Source organism: Celeribacter indicus, assembly GCF_000819565.1.
Classification (GTDB): domain Bacteria; phylum Pseudomonadota; class Alphaproteobacteria; order Rhodobacterales; family Rhodobacteraceae; genus Celeribacter; species Celeribacter indicus.
The window spans coordinates 171850-186967 of record NZ_CP004393.1 but is presented as its reverse complement, the minus strand read 5'-3'; the positions used below and the strand labels follow the sequence as shown (position 1 = coordinate 186967).

The window sequence follows — 15118 nt, the reverse complement described above, 5'->3', positions numbered from 1 at the left end:
AACCCGGACGGCTCGGCGCCGGGATCAGGTGTCCGGTGCCGATGCGCTTTCGGGTGCGCCGTGCTCGGCGTCCAGCCAGCGCAGCAGGATTCCTTCGACCTCGTCAGGGTCCACGGCGATCTCGGGATGCAGGAGATGATCATGGCACAGACCATCGAGCCCGGACACGATCAGCGTTGCCTGCATCGGCGGATTCGGGAAATCTGCGGCGCGGAGCGCCTGCTCCACGATGCCGTTAAGCTTCCGCCGTCCGGTCAGGATCGCCTCGTGAACGGCGGGGCGCCGCAGCCCCTCGAGCGAGAGCTCGTAACGCGCGATCTGCCGCGTATCGCCGGCGATCCAGTCGCGAAAGGCCTTGGCCAGCACCTCGACGATCCTCGTCCGGCTCATCGCTTCCCCGACGGTGGCTTGTTTCTGCCAAGACGAAATATGCGCCACCTCGACGTCGATCAGCCGCTGCACGACGGCGGTCATGAGGGCGTCGCGGGTGCGGAAATAGCGGCTCGTGGTGCCTTCCGGCCAATCGAGATGGCGGTCCACCGCGCGATGGGTCAACCCGCGGCTGCCATGCGCCGCCAGGACCTCGATCGCCGCATCTCCGATCTGCGTCGCGCGGGTGTTCTGATCGCGCTTTCCGTCTGCGCCCTGGTCCGACATCTGTTCTGCTCCTTCCGGCCTCGCCGGGAGCATAGTCAAATCGCAGTCGAGTGCCACCCGCTTTACCTCCGGCAGGGTGGCCTCCCCTTCCCTATCCCCCGACAACCACAGACAAATCAGGTGCTCTCATGATGACAAAGGACCAGTTCCGCAACGCCCTCTCGGGTTTTCCCAGCGGCGTCACAATCGTCACCACCACGGATGCGGAGCGAGGATGGTGCGGCTTTACCGCCAGTTCCTTCTGTTCGGTCTCGGCAGAGCCGCCGCTGGTGCTCGTCTGCCTCGCCGATACCGCGGAATGCCATGCGGCCTTCCTGGCCGCCCGCCGCTGGAACATCCATATCGTCGACGAGGCGCATACCGGGCTCGCGACGCGTTTTGCCAGCCGCGGCGCCGACAAGTTCGCGGGCAATGCGTTCGAGGCCGACGCACATGGAATCCCGCGGCTGCGCAACGCCTTCGTCACCCTGCAATGCCGACGCCACGAGATCCACGCGAGCGGCGATCACGCCATTCTCGTCGGGGAGGTGGTCGATGTGGACATGACCGACAGCGCGCCGGTTTTCTATTATCGCCGCGCCTTTCACCCGGTGGAAAAGGCGGGGGAGCCGACCTCCTGAGGGTCTGCAAGCGATGGGGAGAGAGAGTCTCTGCCCGTACTGGGATGGGTTTTGGGTGCGGGAAAACCTGTCCCGTTGTGCGAGCGGCAGGTGCGGTGCAAGATGATTTTTTCGCAACGTAACATTCTGAAAAATAATAGTTCAATCAAGACAATAGCTTGAAGGCGCCCCTACGGCGGCCTCCGCTAATTTTCTCATTTCGCAAGCAATTGTCCAATATGGAAATCGTGGCTAGCGTTTTCTGACGGCGCCACACGCCTTTGGGAGGAGGCATGCGAGGGTCTGGCCCTGCGGGAAGCCGTCGGATGTCCCTGTGCCATCCGGATCGTCCCCGCATCCAGTCTGACGCAGATCGAAACAAGAGGGCGCCGCAACGGGAGGAACTACATGAAGACCTTTACCAACACGCTTGCGGGCGCGGGGTTTTGTCTTGCCGGTTTCGCGCTCAGCCCCGCCTGGGCCACGAACGGCACGCAACTCACCGGCTACGGCAGCAAGGCACAAGGCATGGCCGGCGTTTCGCTGGCATTTCCGCAGGATGCGCTCGCCGCGTCGAACAACCCCGCCGGGATGGCCTTCGTCGGTCACCGGCTCGATCTGAACGCGCAGTTCATCATGCTGCGGATGGAAGGCACTTTCGGAGGCTTCGACAACGAGGGGACCGGTTTCGCCCCGGTGCCGGAGATCGGGTACAACCGCCCGCTCGGGGATCAGTGGACCATCGGCGTCTCGACCGCTTCGGGCGGCGGGGCGGCGAAATACGACGATCAACTCTACACGGGTGGGCCGGACGAGACCAAGGGTCTCTACACCTCCACGATCATCCTACCCACCGTCACCTACAAACCCGCGCCGGATCTTGCCTTCGGCGCGTCGCTGGCGGTCGGAGTCCATGTCCTCGATCTCGACAACCTGCCGGGCGTCGGGGATCACGGGCTGGAAGCCGCGGCCGGTGTCGGCCTGCGGGCGGGCGTCCTGTGGAAGCCGACCGATACCGTGAGCGTCGGCGCGATGTATGGGAGCAAGATCGACATGGGCGAATTGTCGGGCTATTCGGAGGATATCCTCGCCCCCGTGGATGGGAAGATCGACCTCCCCGAGCAATGGGGGATCGGCGTCGCGGTGGAGCTGAGCGACAGGCTCACGCTGGCGGGCGACTATCTCAGGATCAACTGGAGCGACACGCAGTTCAGCGATCTGTTCGGGTTCCGCAGCCAGAACGTCTATCGCGTCGGCCTGTCCTACGAACTGCGCTCCGACCTGACGCTGCGCGGGGGCGTGGCGGTTGCGGACCGGCATTTCGATACGGATTTCGTCAACAACCTGCCGCTTTTGCCCGCCATCGACGCGAACGTCGTTTCGGCGGGTTTCACCAAGGATCTTGGAAACGGCCGGGAGCTGACCGGCGGGATCGAGTATGATTTCGACAGCCGCGCCATCGGCACCGGGCCCAGCGACGGCGCGGAAATGGACACGGATTTCCTCATCGTGTCCATCGGCTACGGGTGGAGGTTCTGACGGTTTTCGGGTGAGGCGCAGGGCGTGACCGTCCTGCGCCGCTCAGGTCGCGACACGCACCCTGCGGGAGGAACCCGTGGCCGCCGAGGGTGCGCGCACCACGCTGCATGTGCGGCAGAAGTTCAGCAGGGTGGCGATCTCCGGCGCGTCGGGACGGACCGTTTCCGGCGCGACCCCGACAAGCGTCACGACCGCCTGCGCCTCCCCCTGCCAGTCGATGATGGGTGCGGCGGCGGCGACGAGGCCGGGAATGAAATCCCCATCCACACGGGCATAGCCCTCGTCGCGGATCCTGTCGCGCAGGCTGTCCAGCCCTGCGCCGGTCGCGGGGATGTCGGGCAGCAGGGAGGGTTTGCGCGCGGCGCGGCGCAATTCCCTGTCGCGCGCCTTCCGCGTGGCGATGTCCGAGCCGTAGGCAAGGAAGACGCGGCCGGTTGCCGAGGTCAGCAGCGGCATCGATGAACCCAGCCCGATCGACGTCACCGTCGGGGAGATGCCGCGTTGCCAGCGCACCACGATGGCTTCGTCATTGGCCCAGACCGCGAGCAGCGCGGTCATGCCGGTCTGGAGCGTCAGCTCGGGGAGTCCGTCGGCGGTGGTGTTGACGAAATCGTGCCGCGCAATGGAGGCAAGACCAAGCTGCATCGCCTCCGGCCCGAGATCGTAGCGCCCGGACCGTCCCTCCTGTTTCACCAGACCGGCGCTGACGAAGGAGGACAGGTAGCGGTGCAGCTTGCTCGGCGGCATGGCACAGCTGCGCGCGATGTCGGTGAGGGTCATCGGGCCGTCGCACCGGGCCATGAAGGCCAGGACGCCCAATGCGGTATCGAGCGATTTCAACCCCTGCCCCGCCTCTTCGGTCATGTCGTTTTCTCCAGTCTGCTGCGCAGGGCGCCGATGTCCCCCGCGACAATACCGGTTTCGCCGCGGATGAAAAGGCAGCGGACTTCGCGCCCCTCGAAGGCGATACGGCCATCGACGCGGCCCTCATAGGCGAGGGTGACGCTCCTGCGCGACCAGTTCGCGTAGGAGGTATGGATCTCGAGAAGATCGCCGTCTCGAATCGTGCTGCGGAACTGGGCCTGCGCATCGGCGAGGCCGAGACCGATGGTGCCGAACTCCGCGCAAACGGCGTCATGGCCACCGAGCGGCCGGAGGAGTTTCTGGAAGGCGGCGTCCATCCACCGAAAGATATTTGGATAGAAGACGATACCGGCCGGGTCGCAGTCTCCGAAGGTCACGTCGACGGTCAGAACAGAGGGCATTTCTTTTCCTGATTATGAAAATAATTGCATGATTTAGAAATATATCTTATCCACGACCTAAGGTCCAGAGCCGTGGAAGGGAGGAACCATGTCCACATTGAGCAAGATCGAAATCCTCGGGGGCGGGCCCGGCGGGCTCTATACCGCTATCCTGATCCGCCGCCTGCTGCCGCATGTGAAACTGCGCGTGACGGAGCAGAATCCCGAAGGAGCGACCTTCGGCTTCGGGGTGGTGTTTTCCGACCGTGCGCTCGATTTCCTGAAAGCCGACGATCCGGAGACGCATGACCTGATCGTGCCGCATATGGAACGCTGGCAGGACATGACGCTGAACCTGCCTTCCGGTCAGGTGACGCTGGATGGCGTGGGCTTCACCGCCATCGGGCGTCTGGAGCTGATCGAGATCCTGAAGGATCGCGCCCGCGATCTCGGCGTGGAGATCCGTTTCGGCACGGTGGTGCAGTCGCTCGACGAATTCGACGCGGACCTGGTGATCGGAGCGGATGGCCTGAATTCGCTGATGCGCCGGTCGCTCGAGGATCAGTTCAGGCCGACCGTCGAGCATTTCGACAACCATTTCGCGTGGTTCGGGGCGACGATTCCGTTCGATACGCTGACCCAGACCTTCATCGAGACGGACAAGGGACCGCTGAACGCGCACCATTACCGGTTCGCCCCGGATCGCTCGACCTTCATCGTCGAATGCGAGGATGCGACCTACAGGGCCTATGGGTTCGAGGAGATGGGCGAGGAAGAGAGCGCGAAGCTGTGCAGCGAGCTGTTCAGCGATGTGCTGAAGGGCACGCAGCTCGTCACCAACAAGTCCATGTGGCGCCAGTTCCCGCGGCTTTGGTGCGAAAGCTGGATCGCCGGACGCAATGTCCTGATCGGCGACGCCGTGCACACGGCGCATTTCTCCATCGGGTCCGGCACGCGCCTCGCGATGGAGGATGCCATCGCCCTCGTTCATGCGCTCAAGGATCACGACGACATCGGCGAGGCGCTTGCGGCCTATCAGGCCGAGCGCCCGCCGGTGGCACGCAAGATCGTGGATGCCGCCAACACCTCGGCCAGTTGGTACGAGAGTTTCGGTGAGAAGATACGCCTCGAGCCGATGGATTTCGCCCATGACTACCTGATGCGCTCCGGCCGGATGACGGAGGAGAGGCTGCGGCAGATCGCACCGAAATTCGCCGCCGACTACGCACGAAGAAATACCGTAACAGGCTGATTTCTCGCCGGGGTACGCGCACGCCCCGGTTCTCTTGTTTGAAACGCATGCCGGACGGGGACCAGAAGTGCCCGCACCGGAGTCCACAGCTATGTCCGGGAGAAGACATGACTGACATGACCACCTCGCACACCACCGCCACGATCACCGATCCGGTCGCGGAGACCACCTCGGGATCGGAAGAAATCGGCTTTGTCAAAGCCGATCACGGGAATTGTTCGGAGATCCTCTGGCAGAACCTGGCGCGCAATCCCGACCGCACCGCCGTCCTCAGCCCGCTGGGAACGCTGAGCTATGCCGAATTGATCGCGGAGGCGTCCCGCTGGGGCAATGCCTTTGTCGCCGCGGGTCTCACGCGTGGCGAGCGGATCGCCTTCTTTCTCGACGACACGCCGAGCTTCCCGGCCGCCTTCTTCGGTGCGGTGCGCGCGGGTTTCGTGCCGGTCCTGCTGAACATCCAGACGAAATCCGACGTCCTCAACTATTTCCTGAAAGACAGCGGCGCACGCTTCGCGCTTGTGGATGCCGCGTTGGCCCAGGTCTTCGGCGGGGAGGCGCTCGACGGAACCGAGCTCGAGACCACGATCGTCGTCAACGGCGCGGTCTCCGGTGCGGCTCAGATCACTGCCGCTGAGTTCCTGTCCGGCCATTCCACCAGGATGGAGGCGGCGGAGACCGGCCCTGACGACATGGCGTTCTGGATGTATTCCTCGGGGTCCACGGGCCGTCCGAAGGGCATCGTCCATCTGCATCACGACATGGCCTATGTGCAACAGAGCTTCGGCGCGCATGTGCTCAGGCTCGAGAAGGACGATATCTGTTATTCGGTGCCGAAGGCCTATTTCGCCTATGGTTTCGGCAATTCCATCATCTTCCCCTTCTCCATCGGCGCCACGTCCCTCTGGATGCCGGGCCAGCCGCGTCCCGAGGTGGTGCTGGAGGCAATCGAAACCTACCGCCCGACCGTGTTCTTCGGGCTTCCGACACTCTATACGGCCCTGGCCCGCGCGGACGCGATCACCCATCATGACTTGTCCTCGCTGCGTCAGTCGATGTCGGCGGCGGAAATCCTGTCCGAGGATGTCTATACCGCGTGGAAGGCGTTGGTTGGTCATGGTCCGACCGAGGGGCTTGGCTCCACCGAGCTTTTGCACGTCTACCTGTCGAACGCGCTCGACGATCACCGGATCGGCGCGGCCGGGGCGCGGGTTCCGGGCTACGAGGTGCGCCTCGAGACGCCCGAGGGCACACCCGCCCAGCCAGGCGAGGAAGGGGTGATGTTCGTGCGCGGCCATTCTTCCGCGCCGACCTACTGGAACCGACCCGACAAGACCGCCGACACGATGCGCGGCGACTGGATCTATACCGGCGACCGCTTCATCGAGCGGGACGGGTATTACTACTTTCAGGGCCGGGCGGACGAACTGATCAAGGTGTCGGGACAATGGGTCTGGCCGCTGGAGGTGGAGCGATGTCTCAACGAGCATCCGGACGTGCACGAATGCGCCGTGCTGGCGGTGCAGCTCGCGGACAAGCGGATGGCGCTCCGGGCGATCGTCAGCCTCGTTGCGGGGGTGGGAGCCGGCGACGACCAGACGCTCAAGCTGCGCGACTATGTGAAATCGCAGTTGACTCCATTCAAGGCGCCGCGCTTGTTCGAATATGTGGAGGAACTGCCCAAGACAGGTACCGGAAAGATCGACCGGCAAGCGCTGGTCGAGACCGGGGAGTCCTGAACGGGAACGGAGACACGCACGAAAGACAGTCTTCATTATCATCTGGGAGGAAACGCGATGAAGATCCTGAGAAACCTGGCAATCGCCTGCGCCGTCACGGTCGGGGCATCATCTGCCGCCGTGGCGCAGGTGTCGTCCTTTTCTACACCGCCGCAAGGCTCTGTCTGGAACACGATGGCGAGCGTCATCGCCGGGCAGGCGCGCGAAAGCGGTGCGATGAACGTGGTGGTGCAGCCCTATGGCGGCAATGCGCAGATGATGCAGGCGGTGAACGACCAGCTTGCGGAATTCTCGCTCAACGACGTTAATGACGTGATCACCGCTGTCCAGGGCACGGGTGAATATCGCATGGCCATGCCGAACCTGCGCCTGGTGGCACGGGTCAATCCCTTTCCCGTCGGTCTCTATGTCAAGGAAAGCTCGGGCATGACCGCGGTCTCAGATCTCGAGGGCAGGAGCGTACCCTCCGGCTGGGACGCGTTCCCCATCGCGCGTTCGCACATTTCCGCCATTCTCGCCGCCGGCGGTCTGACGTGGGACGATGTGAAACAGGTGCCGGTCCCCGAACTGATCCGCGGATCGGACGACATGGCCTCCGGCCGCGTCGACAGCGCGTTCTTTGCCCTGGGCGGGCCGAAAGTGGCCGAGGTCGATGCCGCGGTGGGTGGCGTGCGCTACCTGACGGTCGAGGCCAACGAGGAGACGCTCGCAAAGATCCAGGAGGTGCGCCCGGCCTTCTACTTCACCGAGGTGGAACCGGCCCCCGTGCGCGTCGGGGTCAAGGAGCCGATGGCCTTCGTGACCTGGGACAACGTGCTGCTGACTGGCGCGCATGTCTCCGATGAACAGGTCGCCGATCTGCTCGCCGTGCTCTTCGATGAGAAGGAGGCGATCGCCGCCGCCTATCCGCCGCTTGGCGCGCTGGATCTCGAAACCGCCTACAAGGCCTACCCCGGTGTCGAATACCATCCCGGCGCGGCGGCCTTTTTCGAGGCGCGCGGCATCGCGCAGACCCCGGCGCAATGACCCTGTCCCGATACATAAGGGAGGCGTCCTGCGCCTCCCGCGACCAAGACGTGACGCCATGACACGCGCCTCCCCTCTCCGCGGATCGTCCGCCATGATACGCCGGGTCGTCGGCCTTCTCGCCGGCCTGCTGACCGTCTTCACCGTGATACAGGCCTCCGGTCTCCCCGCGCGGTTCGGGCTGTCCTATTACACGGAACAGTTCCTGGCCCTCGTGCTGGGGCTCAGCCTCGCGCTCGTTTTCCTGATGAAGGGCAAGGCGGAAAAGGGTGAGGCGCAGAAAGTGAGCGGGCGCGGCATCGACTGGCTCCTCGCCGCGCTTGGCCTCGGACTGTCGCTCTATATCGCCTTTGCCTATCCAAGCCTCGTCGGCCGGGCCATGAGCCTGCCGGCGGATGCGCTGATCGTGGGCGGGCTGATGTTCCTGCTCATCCTCGAGGGCCTGCGTCGGACCGTCGGCTGGACGCTGGTCATCGTCGTGCTGGTGATCACCGGCTACGGCATGATCGGACATCTCGTGCCCGGCGCGCTCCAGACCCGCGAGGTCGCGCCCCCGCGCCTCGCGGTCTATCTCGCCTTCGATCCGAACGGGCTGCTGGGCCTGACACTGAACGTCGCGGCAACGGTCGTCGTGGCCTTCGTCTTCTTCGGTCAGCTCCTGCTGCGGTCCGGAGGGGCGGAATTCTTCAACGATTTCGCCATCGCGACCATGGGGAAACAGCGCGGCGGCGCGGCAAAGATCTCCATCGTCGCCTCCGGCCTCTTCGGCTCCATCTCCGGCGTCGTCGTCTCCAACATCGTGGCGACCGGCGTCGTGACGATCCGGCTCATGGTGCAGTCGGGCTTCAAACGCACGACCGCCGCCGCGGTGGAGGCCGTTGCCTCCACCGGCGGACAGATCGCGCCACCCGTGATGGGCGCCGTCGCCTTTCTCATGGCGGATATTCTCCAGATGCCTTATTCGGAGATCGTGGTCGCCGCCATCGTGCCCGCGCTCCTCTACTATGTCGCGCTTTTCGCCCAGGCCGATCTTCAGGCCGCGAAACAGAAGATCACCCCTCTCGACACGTCCGAGATCCCGCCCCTGCGCAACGTGATGCGTGCGGGATGGGTGTTCCTCCTGCCCTTCGCCGCCATCGTGAGCGCGCTGTTCTTCTTCAACCAGCGTGCGGAAACGGCGGCGCTCTGGGGCGGGGCCATGGCCCTGCTCATCGGTCTGACGACAGGATATGGCGCAATCCGCATGAAACTATCGGACCTCTGGCAGGCGGCGGTGGAAACCGGCCATTCGATCACCGATATCATCATGATTTCCGCGGCGGCTGGATTCATCATCGGGGTGCTGAACGTCACCGGTCTCGGCTTTGCCGCCACCTTCGCGCTGGTCGGGTTGGGCAAGGGCAGCCTTCTGACCCTCCTGCTGATCTCCGCGGTGGTCTGCCTCGTCCTCGGGATGGGGATGCCGACCGTGGGGGTCTACCTGCTCCTCGCCGTGCTGATCGCGCCTTCACTCGTGCAATCGGGTGTCGAACCGATTGCCGCACACCTGTTCATCTTCTACCTCGGCATGATGTCCATGGTGACGCCGCCCATCGGCATCGGCGCCTTCTTTGCCGCCGCGATCGCAAAGGCGCCGCCGATGGCCACCGCCTGGGAAGCGATGCGCTTCGGCTGGACCGCCTATATCGTGCCGTTCCTGTTCGTCTTCTCGCCGGCACTCCTGCTGATCGGGGATCCCTTCCATATCGTGACCGCGGTGGTGACGGCGGTGATCGGCGTCTATGCCATCTCGGCGGCCTTCGTCGGATGGCTGCACGGGCCGACGGGGATGATGCGCCGCGTGCTCATCGGACTTGCGGGTCTCGCCCTGCTCCTGCCGCCGGGGATCGGCGGGGAGGCGACGCTCTGGATCAACGGCGCCGGCTTTGTCGCCCTCGCCATCCTGTGGCGTCTGGGGCGGGCCGAACATCTCCCGGATACGCCCCCTGCGCAACCCGGCCACTGACATGACGCCCCGTTCCGACGGGGCACACCGAAACAAAGGAAAGGACCGATCTCATGAGCTATGTATTTCCGCCTGCGCTGCCTGCGAGCGTTGCGGTTGAGGGGGTGGACGAGCGTCTGCCTGTGCGGCGGATCTTCTGTGTTGGTCGCAATTATGCGGCGCATGCGCGGGAGATGGGGCGCGATCCGGACCGGGAGCCGCCGTTCTTCTTCACCAAGCCGGCGGATGCGGTGGTCGACAGCGGCGAGACCGTCGCCTATCCGCCGGAGACGGAGAACTTCCATTACGAGGCCGAGCTGGTCATCGCGATCGGCACCGGCGGGAAGAACATTGCGGAGGCCGACGCGCTGTCGCATGTCTGGGGCTATGCCATCGGCAACGACCTGACGCGGCGCGACCTTCAGCTCAAGGCGCGCGAACAGGGGCGGCCCTGGGACTGGGGCAAGGCCTTCGACCGCTCCGCCGTCATCGGCCCGGTGCATCCCGTGTCGCAGGTCGGCCATCCGGACACGGGGTCGATCCGGCTCACGGTGAACGGAGAGGTGAAACAGGACGCCGATCTCGCGGAGCTGATCTGGTCGGTGCCGGAGATCATCGCGATCCTGTCGCAGTCGATGACGCTCCAGCCGGGCGACCTGATCATGACCGGCACGCCCGCGGGCGTCGGGCCGCTGGTGCCGGGCGACACCTGCGTCGTGGAGATCGAAGGCCTGGGCAGGATCGAGACCCCGATCGGCCCGCGCGAAGACTGAGGAGCCTGAGGCGATGACGCTGAAGCTGCACAATTTCTTCCGCTCCTCCACCTCGACGCGGCTCAGGGCCGCGTTGAACCTCAAGGGGCTGGAATATGACTATATCCCCTATGTGCTGCGCGACGGGGAGACCCGCAGGCCGGACTACCTCGCGAAGAACCCGCAGGGTCTGGTGCCGACGCTCGAGACCGGGGAGGGCCGGTTCCTGACGCAGTCGCTCGCGATCATCGAATGGCTCGAGGAGACCCACCCCGAGCCGCCGCTCCTGCCCGCCGATCCCGACGGGCGGGCGCGGGTGCGGGCGCTGTCTTATATGATCGCCTGCGAGATCCACCCGCTCAACAACCTGCGCGTGCTGTTCCGGCTGCGCGACCAGTTCGGGGCCGACGAGGCGGCGCAGAAGGACTGGTTCACCCATTGGGTGACGCTGACCTTCGACGCGCTGGAGGCCGAGCTGTCGAGATCGAAGGACACCGGCACCTATTGCCATGGCGAGACGCCGGGCCTGGCCGATTGCTGCCTCTATGCGCAGGTCTGGAACAACCGCCGCTTCGGCATCCCGCTCGACACCTGGCCCACCCTCGCGCGCATCCAGGAGGCGCTCGAGCATTTGCCCGCCTTCACCAGGGCGGCCCCGCCCAATCAACCGGACGCCGCGTAAGGCGTTCCCTTCCCAAGGAGGCCCAGCCATGCTGACCGATACCCGCGACCACGACACCGTCGACCATGCGATGCAGCCCGAGGACACGCCCGAGCTGCGCGCGCTCTACAAGGGGTTCGAGGACGAAAGCCTGATCCCGCTCTGGACCCAGCTCGGCGACCTGATGCCGATCCATCCGAAATCGAAGGCGGTGCCGCATGTCTGGAAATGGTCCGCGCTGCTGCCGCTGGCGGAGAAGGCGGGCGAGCTGGTGCCGGTCGGCCGCGGCGGCGAGCGCCGGGCCATCGGGCTGGCCAATCCCGGCCTCGCGCCCCATGCCTATATCTCGCCGACGCTCTGGGCGGCGATCCAGTATCTCGGCCCGCGCGAGACCGCGCCCGAACACCGCCACAGCCAGAACGCCTTCCGCTTCGTCGTCGAGGGCGAGGGCGTCTGGACCGTGGTGAACGGCGATCCGGTGCGCATGAGCCGCGGCGATCTGTTGCTGACGCCGGGCTGGTGTTTCCACGGCCATCACAACGACACGGATCATCCGATGGCCTGGATCGACGGGCTCGACATTCCGTTCAGCCAGCAGATGGATGTGGGCTTCTTCGAATTCGGCTCGGACCGGGTGACGGATTACGCGACGCCGAACTTCTCGCGCGGCGAGCGGCTCTGGTGCCATCCCGGCCTGCGGCCGCTCTCGGGGCTGCAGGACACTGTCGCCTCGCCGATCGGCGCCTATCGCTGGGAGTTCACCGACCGGGCGCTGAGCGAACAGCTTTTGCTCGAGGACGAGGGCCAGCCCGCCACCGTCGCGCCCGGCCATGCCGCGATCCGTTACGTCAACCCGACCACCGGCGGCGACGTGATGCCGACGATCCGCTGCGAATTCCACCGGCTGCGCGCGGGGACCGAGACGGCGACGCGCAACGAGGTCGGCTCGACCGTGTTCCAGGTCTTCGAGGGCCGGGGCGCGGTGGTGCTGAACGGCGAGAGGACCCCGCTCGAGACGGGCGACATGTTCGTCGTGCCCTCCTGGGTGCCGTGGTCGTTGCAGGCGGAGACGCAGTTCGACCTGTTCCGCTTCTCGGACGCGCCGATCATGGAGGCGCTGTCCTTCATGCGCAGGAAGGTCGAGGGGCAGGTCTGATGGCCGCGGAAGACATGCCGGACGACACTGCGGGCGACCGCGACGGCGCGGCGCGGGCCGCGCTGAAGGCCCGCCAGGGCAAGGGCGCGCGCTACGACGCCGCCCGCGCCCCGGCGGAGGACCTGCTGCTGGCGCGCCGCGGCACGGCCTATTTCGCGCGCAAGCTGATGGAACTGCCGGATGCGGATCTCTCCGGGCCCTCGGCCCTGCCGGGGCTGACGCGCGCGCATGTCGTGGCCCGCGTGAGCTATGCCGCCCGCCACGAGGCGCTGGCGCTCGAGGCGCTGGCCGGGGGCGACGAGGGCAGCGGCGTGGGCGCGATCCCGCAGCTGCCCGAGGCCCTGCCCTCCCCCGATCTCGCCGCAACCCTGCCGGCGCGCGCGCTGCGGCACCTGTTCCACCATTCCGCGGTGCATCTCAACGTCTGCTGGCGCGACCTCACCGACGCGGACTGGGACCGCCAGATCACCCTGCCCGACGGCAGCATCACCACCCCCCGCACCCTGCCCCGCCGCCGCGCCCGACACATCTGGCAGGCCGCCATCGACCTCGCCAACGGCGCAAGGCCACAAGACATCCCAAAATACCTCAGAAACGCCTGAAATCACGCGACCGGAAGGTCCGGGGCGCGCGCCCCTCCTGCGGCTTTCGCAGGAGGGGCGATGCCGCGCACGATGGCATCTGCCTTGCCTTTCTGCATTTGCAGCATCTTCATGATTTTTCCTCATGTTCCGAAGACCGAAGTTTCATTGGGGAATATCAGGCGCCTGCACTACGCTCTCTCCATCCGCCCTGCCGGACAGCACCTCGACCGTCGTGCCGCGACCATGGATCAAGAAGGGAAATCCCGGAAGAATCCTGCGGCCAGCCGCGTGGAGCCGGCAGGATCGGATTGAAAACCGATACGACGGGAGTCCCGAGGGGGAACTCCACGGGAGGAGGATAAATCATGAAACGTCTTGCATGCGCTGTAATGGCAGCGCTTTCTGTTTGCATGTCTGCCGGGTCCCCGGCTCAGGCTGAGGAAGCCCAGCTTCGCGCGGGAGTTTTCGTTCCCAACAAGACCTATCTCTCGCGCCAGGCCTTCGACGAATTCGTCGATGCGGTGAATGCGGAGGGTGACGGGCTCGTCAAGATCGGGCCGGTGGTGAGCAATGAATCCGTGCCCGCCCCCGACATGCCCGCGGCGCTCCGGAGCGGTGTGCTCGATCTCATTGCGGTGCCGCCGTCCTATTTCGCCGCTTTCGTGCCCGGTGCCGAGGGCCTTCCGGCCGCGCGCGTCTCGCCCGAGACCCAGCGGGAGAACGGCGCCTGGGACCTGCTCAACGACGCGCTCGCGGAGCGGGCAAATGTGCGGCTTCTGGCGCAATATGGCGCGGGCGCGCCGCTTCATGTCTTTACCACATTCGATGTCAACGGGCTGGACGACCTGAAGGACCGGCGGCTGGGATCGTCGAACACCTGGAAGTCGTTTTTCGAAGGGGCGGGGATCCAGGCGATCAACACGCCGGTCAACGATTATTACACCGCGGTCGAACGCGGTGTGATCAACGGGTTTGCGAATGTGAATTCGATCCTGCCGGCGCTTGGCCTGCATGAGGTCGTCAACTACCGCATCGACCCAGGCTTCTATTCGGCGGTGGTCGTCGTGGCGATCAACCTCGACACCTGGGAAGGGCTGTCCGAGGAGCAGAAGGCCTATCTCCACGAGAAGGCACTCTATCTCGAGAACCAGATTTCCGCGAGCATGGCGGAAAAGGATGCCGCGATCGGCGCGCAGATGGTCGAGGAAGGCAATATCGAGATCGCGACGCTGCCCGAGGGAGATGCCGAACGCTTCACGCAGATCGCCTATGACGCGACCTGGGACATTATCAGGTCGCGGGCGCCGGAACTCGGTGAAAAGCTCTATGGCCTCATGACCGGCGCACAATAGCCAAAGACTCCCCCGCTCATGCGGGGGACCGCTTCAGCCATAAATTCAGGGGCTTTCACCATGAATACCGTTCTCCGGTCCTATGACCGCCTCATCGTCGGGTTGGGACATCTGCCCGGCATTCTCATCCTGTGCATGGCCGTCGGCGTCTCCGTCGATGTGCTGATGCGCAACCTCGGCTATGGCGGTCTCGAATATACCGTCGATGCCGTCCGATACTGCATCCTCTTCATCACCATGAGCGGCGCGGCCTGGGTTCTCCGGCTGGGCCGGCATGTGCGGATGGATGTGGTCGTCGCCATGCTGCCACGGCGTGGGCGCGTCGTCGCGGAGGCCTTCGTCCTTGCGCTTTCGGCCGCCGTCTCCGCGGTCCTTGCCTGGTATGGCGTCACGACGGTGGCGGATTCCTATCGCTCCGGCGCGATGCTCTACCTGTCCTTCGACATCCCGGAATGGATGCCGCTCACGCTGGTGCCCTTCGGCTTCACGCTGTTCACGCTCGAGAGCCTCCGGGGGCTCTGGATCGTGCTCACCACCGGCATTCCGAGCGAAGCCGACCACAGGGAGGAGATCTGA

16 protein-coding genes are annotated in these 15118 nt (G+C 65.2%); 13 read left to right on the top strand and 3 right to left on the bottom strand.

Annotation, left to right across the window (positions count from 1 at the left end):
* Positions 1–24: 24 nt before the first annotated feature.
* The gene (locus P73_RS24210; protein ID WP_052452971.1) at positions 25–657 is read right to left on the bottom strand and encodes a TetR/AcrR family transcriptional regulator; all 633 of its coding nucleotides are present in this window, start codon (positions 655–657) and stop codon (positions 25–27) included.
* Positions 658–785: 128 nt separating this feature from the next.
* Between P73_RS24210 and P73_RS00940 the strand changes: the two genes are divergently transcribed.
* Complete coding sequence (locus P73_RS00940; protein WP_139267150.1) at positions 786–1277, top strand: flavin reductase family protein; 492 nt, start codon at positions 786–788, stop codon at positions 1275–1277.
* Positions 1278–1664: 387 nt separating this feature from the next.
* A complete protein-coding gene (locus P73_RS00935) occupies positions 1665–2795 on the top strand; it encodes an OmpP1/FadL family transporter (protein ID WP_043868066.1) in 1131 nt (376 codons plus the stop codon).
* Between the two features lie 42 nt (positions 2796–2837).
* Here P73_RS00935 and P73_RS00930 read toward each other — a convergent pair whose 3' ends face one another.
* Entirely contained in the window at positions 2838–3659 is an 822-nt protein-coding gene (locus P73_RS00930; protein ID WP_052452970.1) for an IclR family transcriptional regulator, read from the bottom strand.
* Complete coding sequence (locus P73_RS00925; protein ID WP_043868065.1) at positions 3656–4060, bottom strand: acyl-CoA thioesterase; 405 nt, start codon at positions 4058–4060, stop codon at positions 3656–3658. The genes P73_RS00930 and P73_RS00925 overlap by 4 nt, the downstream gene beginning before the upstream one ends.
* An 88-nt stretch (positions 4061–4148) precedes the next feature.
* Here P73_RS00925 and cehH point away from each other — a divergent pair, with 88 nt between their 5' ends.
* From cehH to P73_RS00875, 11 genes are all read left to right on the top strand, one after another.
* Positions 4149–5291, top strand: coding sequence for a salicylyl-CoA hydroxylase (cehH, locus tag P73_RS00920; protein WP_043868064.1), 1143 nt, complete (start codon positions 4149–4151; stop codon positions 5289–5291).
* A gap of 116 nt (positions 5292–5407) precedes the next feature.
* Positions 5408–7027: a salicylyl--CoA ligase gene (gene cehG / locus P73_RS00915; protein ID WP_052452969.1), complete on the top strand. Its 1620-nt coding sequence runs from the start codon at positions 5408–5410 to the stop codon at positions 7025–7027.
* A 57-nt stretch (positions 7028–7084) separates the two neighbouring features.
* Positions 7085–8053 (top strand): TAXI family TRAP transporter solute-binding subunit, encoded by a 969-nt coding sequence (locus P73_RS00910; protein WP_043868063.1) that lies wholly within the window; start codon positions 7085–7087, stop codon positions 8051–8053.
* 94 nt (positions 8054–8147) lie between these two features.
* Entirely contained in the window at positions 8148–10058 is a 1911-nt protein-coding gene (locus P73_RS00905) for a TRAP transporter permease (protein ID WP_202966931.1), read from the top strand.
* 53 nt (positions 10059–10111) lie between these two features.
* Complete coding sequence (locus tag P73_RS00900; RefSeq protein WP_043868061.1) at positions 10112–10810, top strand: fumarylacetoacetate hydrolase family protein; 699 nt, start codon at positions 10112–10114, stop codon at positions 10808–10810.
* 13 nt (positions 10811–10823) lie between these two features.
* Entirely contained in the window at positions 10824–11471 is a 648-nt protein-coding gene (gene maiA, locus P73_RS00895) for a maleylacetoacetate isomerase (RefSeq protein ID WP_043868060.1), read from the top strand.
* A 28-nt stretch (positions 11472–11499) separates the two neighbouring features.
* Positions 11500–12606 carry a cupin domain-containing protein gene (locus P73_RS00890; RefSeq protein ID WP_043868059.1) on the top strand — a complete coding sequence of 369 codons (1107 nt, stop codon included), beginning with the start codon at positions 11500–11502 and terminating at the stop codon, positions 12604–12606.
* Positions 12606–13208, top strand: a complete 603-nt coding sequence (locus P73_RS00885) for a maleylpyruvate isomerase N-terminal domain-containing protein (RefSeq protein WP_202966930.1) — start codon at positions 12606–12608, stop codon at positions 13206–13208. The genes P73_RS00890 and P73_RS00885 overlap by 1 nt, the downstream gene beginning before the upstream one ends.
* Positions 13209–13268: 60 nt before the next feature.
* Positions 13269–13502, top strand: a complete 234-nt coding sequence (locus P73_RS25440) for a hypothetical protein (RefSeq protein WP_144401200.1) — start codon at positions 13269–13271, stop codon at positions 13500–13502.
* A gap of 53 nt (positions 13503–13555) precedes the next feature.
* Positions 13556–14542, top strand: coding sequence for a TRAP transporter substrate-binding protein DctP (dctP, locus tag P73_RS00880; protein WP_082033084.1), 987 nt, complete (start codon positions 13556–13558; stop codon positions 14540–14542).
* 60 nt (positions 14543–14602) lie between these two features.
* Positions 14603–15118: a TRAP transporter small permease gene (locus P73_RS00875; protein ID WP_043868057.1), complete on the top strand. Its 516-nt coding sequence runs from the start codon at positions 14603–14605 to the stop codon at positions 15116–15118.

What these genes read in the sequence shown, in the direction of transcription:
- P73_RS00930 (WP_052452970.1), bottom strand. Translation starts at nt 3,659, where the DNA reads ATGACCGAAGAGGCGGGGCAGGGGTTGAAATCGCTCGATACCGCATTG.
- P73_RS00905 (WP_202966931.1), top strand. Translation starts at nt 8,148, where the DNA reads ATGATACGCCGGGTCGTCGGCCTTCTCGCCGGCCTGCTGACCGTCTTC.
- P73_RS00890 (WP_043868059.1), top strand. Translation starts at nt 11,500, where the DNA reads ATGCTGACCGATACCCGCGACCACGACACCGTCGACCATGCGATGCAG.
- P73_RS00935 (WP_043868066.1), top strand. Translation starts at nt 1,665, where the DNA reads ATGAAGACCTTTACCAACACGCTTGCGGGCGCGGGGTTTTGTCTTGCC.
- dctP (WP_082033084.1), top strand. Translation starts at nt 13,556, where the DNA reads ATGAAACGTCTTGCATGCGCTGTAATGGCAGCGCTTTCTGTTTGCATG.
- cehG (WP_052452969.1), top strand. Translation starts at nt 5,408, where the DNA reads ATGACCACCTCGCACACCACCGCCACGATCACCGATCCGGTCGCGGAG.
- maiA (WP_043868060.1), top strand. Translation starts at nt 10,824, where the DNA reads ATGACGCTGAAGCTGCACAATTTCTTCCGCTCCTCCACCTCGACGCGG.
- P73_RS00940 (WP_139267150.1), top strand. Translation starts at nt 786, where the DNA reads ATGATGACAAAGGACCAGTTCCGCAACGCCCTCTCGGGTTTTCCCAGC.
- P73_RS00910 (WP_043868063.1), top strand. Translation starts at nt 7,085, where the DNA reads ATGAAGATCCTGAGAAACCTGGCAATCGCCTGCGCCGTCACGGTCGGG.
- P73_RS00900 (WP_043868061.1), top strand. Translation starts at nt 10,112, where the DNA reads ATGAGCTATGTATTTCCGCCTGCGCTGCCTGCGAGCGTTGCGGTTGAG.
- P73_RS00885 (WP_202966930.1), top strand. Translation starts at nt 12,606, where the DNA reads ATGGCCGCGGAAGACATGCCGGACGACACTGCGGGCGACCGCGACGGC.
- cehH (WP_043868064.1), top strand. Translation starts at nt 4,149, where the DNA reads ATGTCCACATTGAGCAAGATCGAAATCCTCGGGGGCGGGCCCGGCGGG.
- P73_RS00875 (WP_043868057.1), top strand. Translation starts at nt 14,603, where the DNA reads ATGAATACCGTTCTCCGGTCCTATGACCGCCTCATCGTCGGGTTGGGA.
- P73_RS25440 (WP_144401200.1), top strand. Translation starts at nt 13,269, where the DNA reads ATGCCGCGCACGATGGCATCTGCCTTGCCTTTCTGCATTTGCAGCATC.
- P73_RS24210 (WP_052452971.1), bottom strand. Translation starts at nt 657, where the DNA reads ATGTCGGACCAGGGCGCAGACGGAAAGCGCGATCAGAACACCCGCGCG.
- P73_RS00925 (WP_043868065.1), bottom strand. Translation starts at nt 4,060, where the DNA reads ATGCCCTCTGTTCTGACCGTCGACGTGACCTTCGGAGACTGCGACCCG.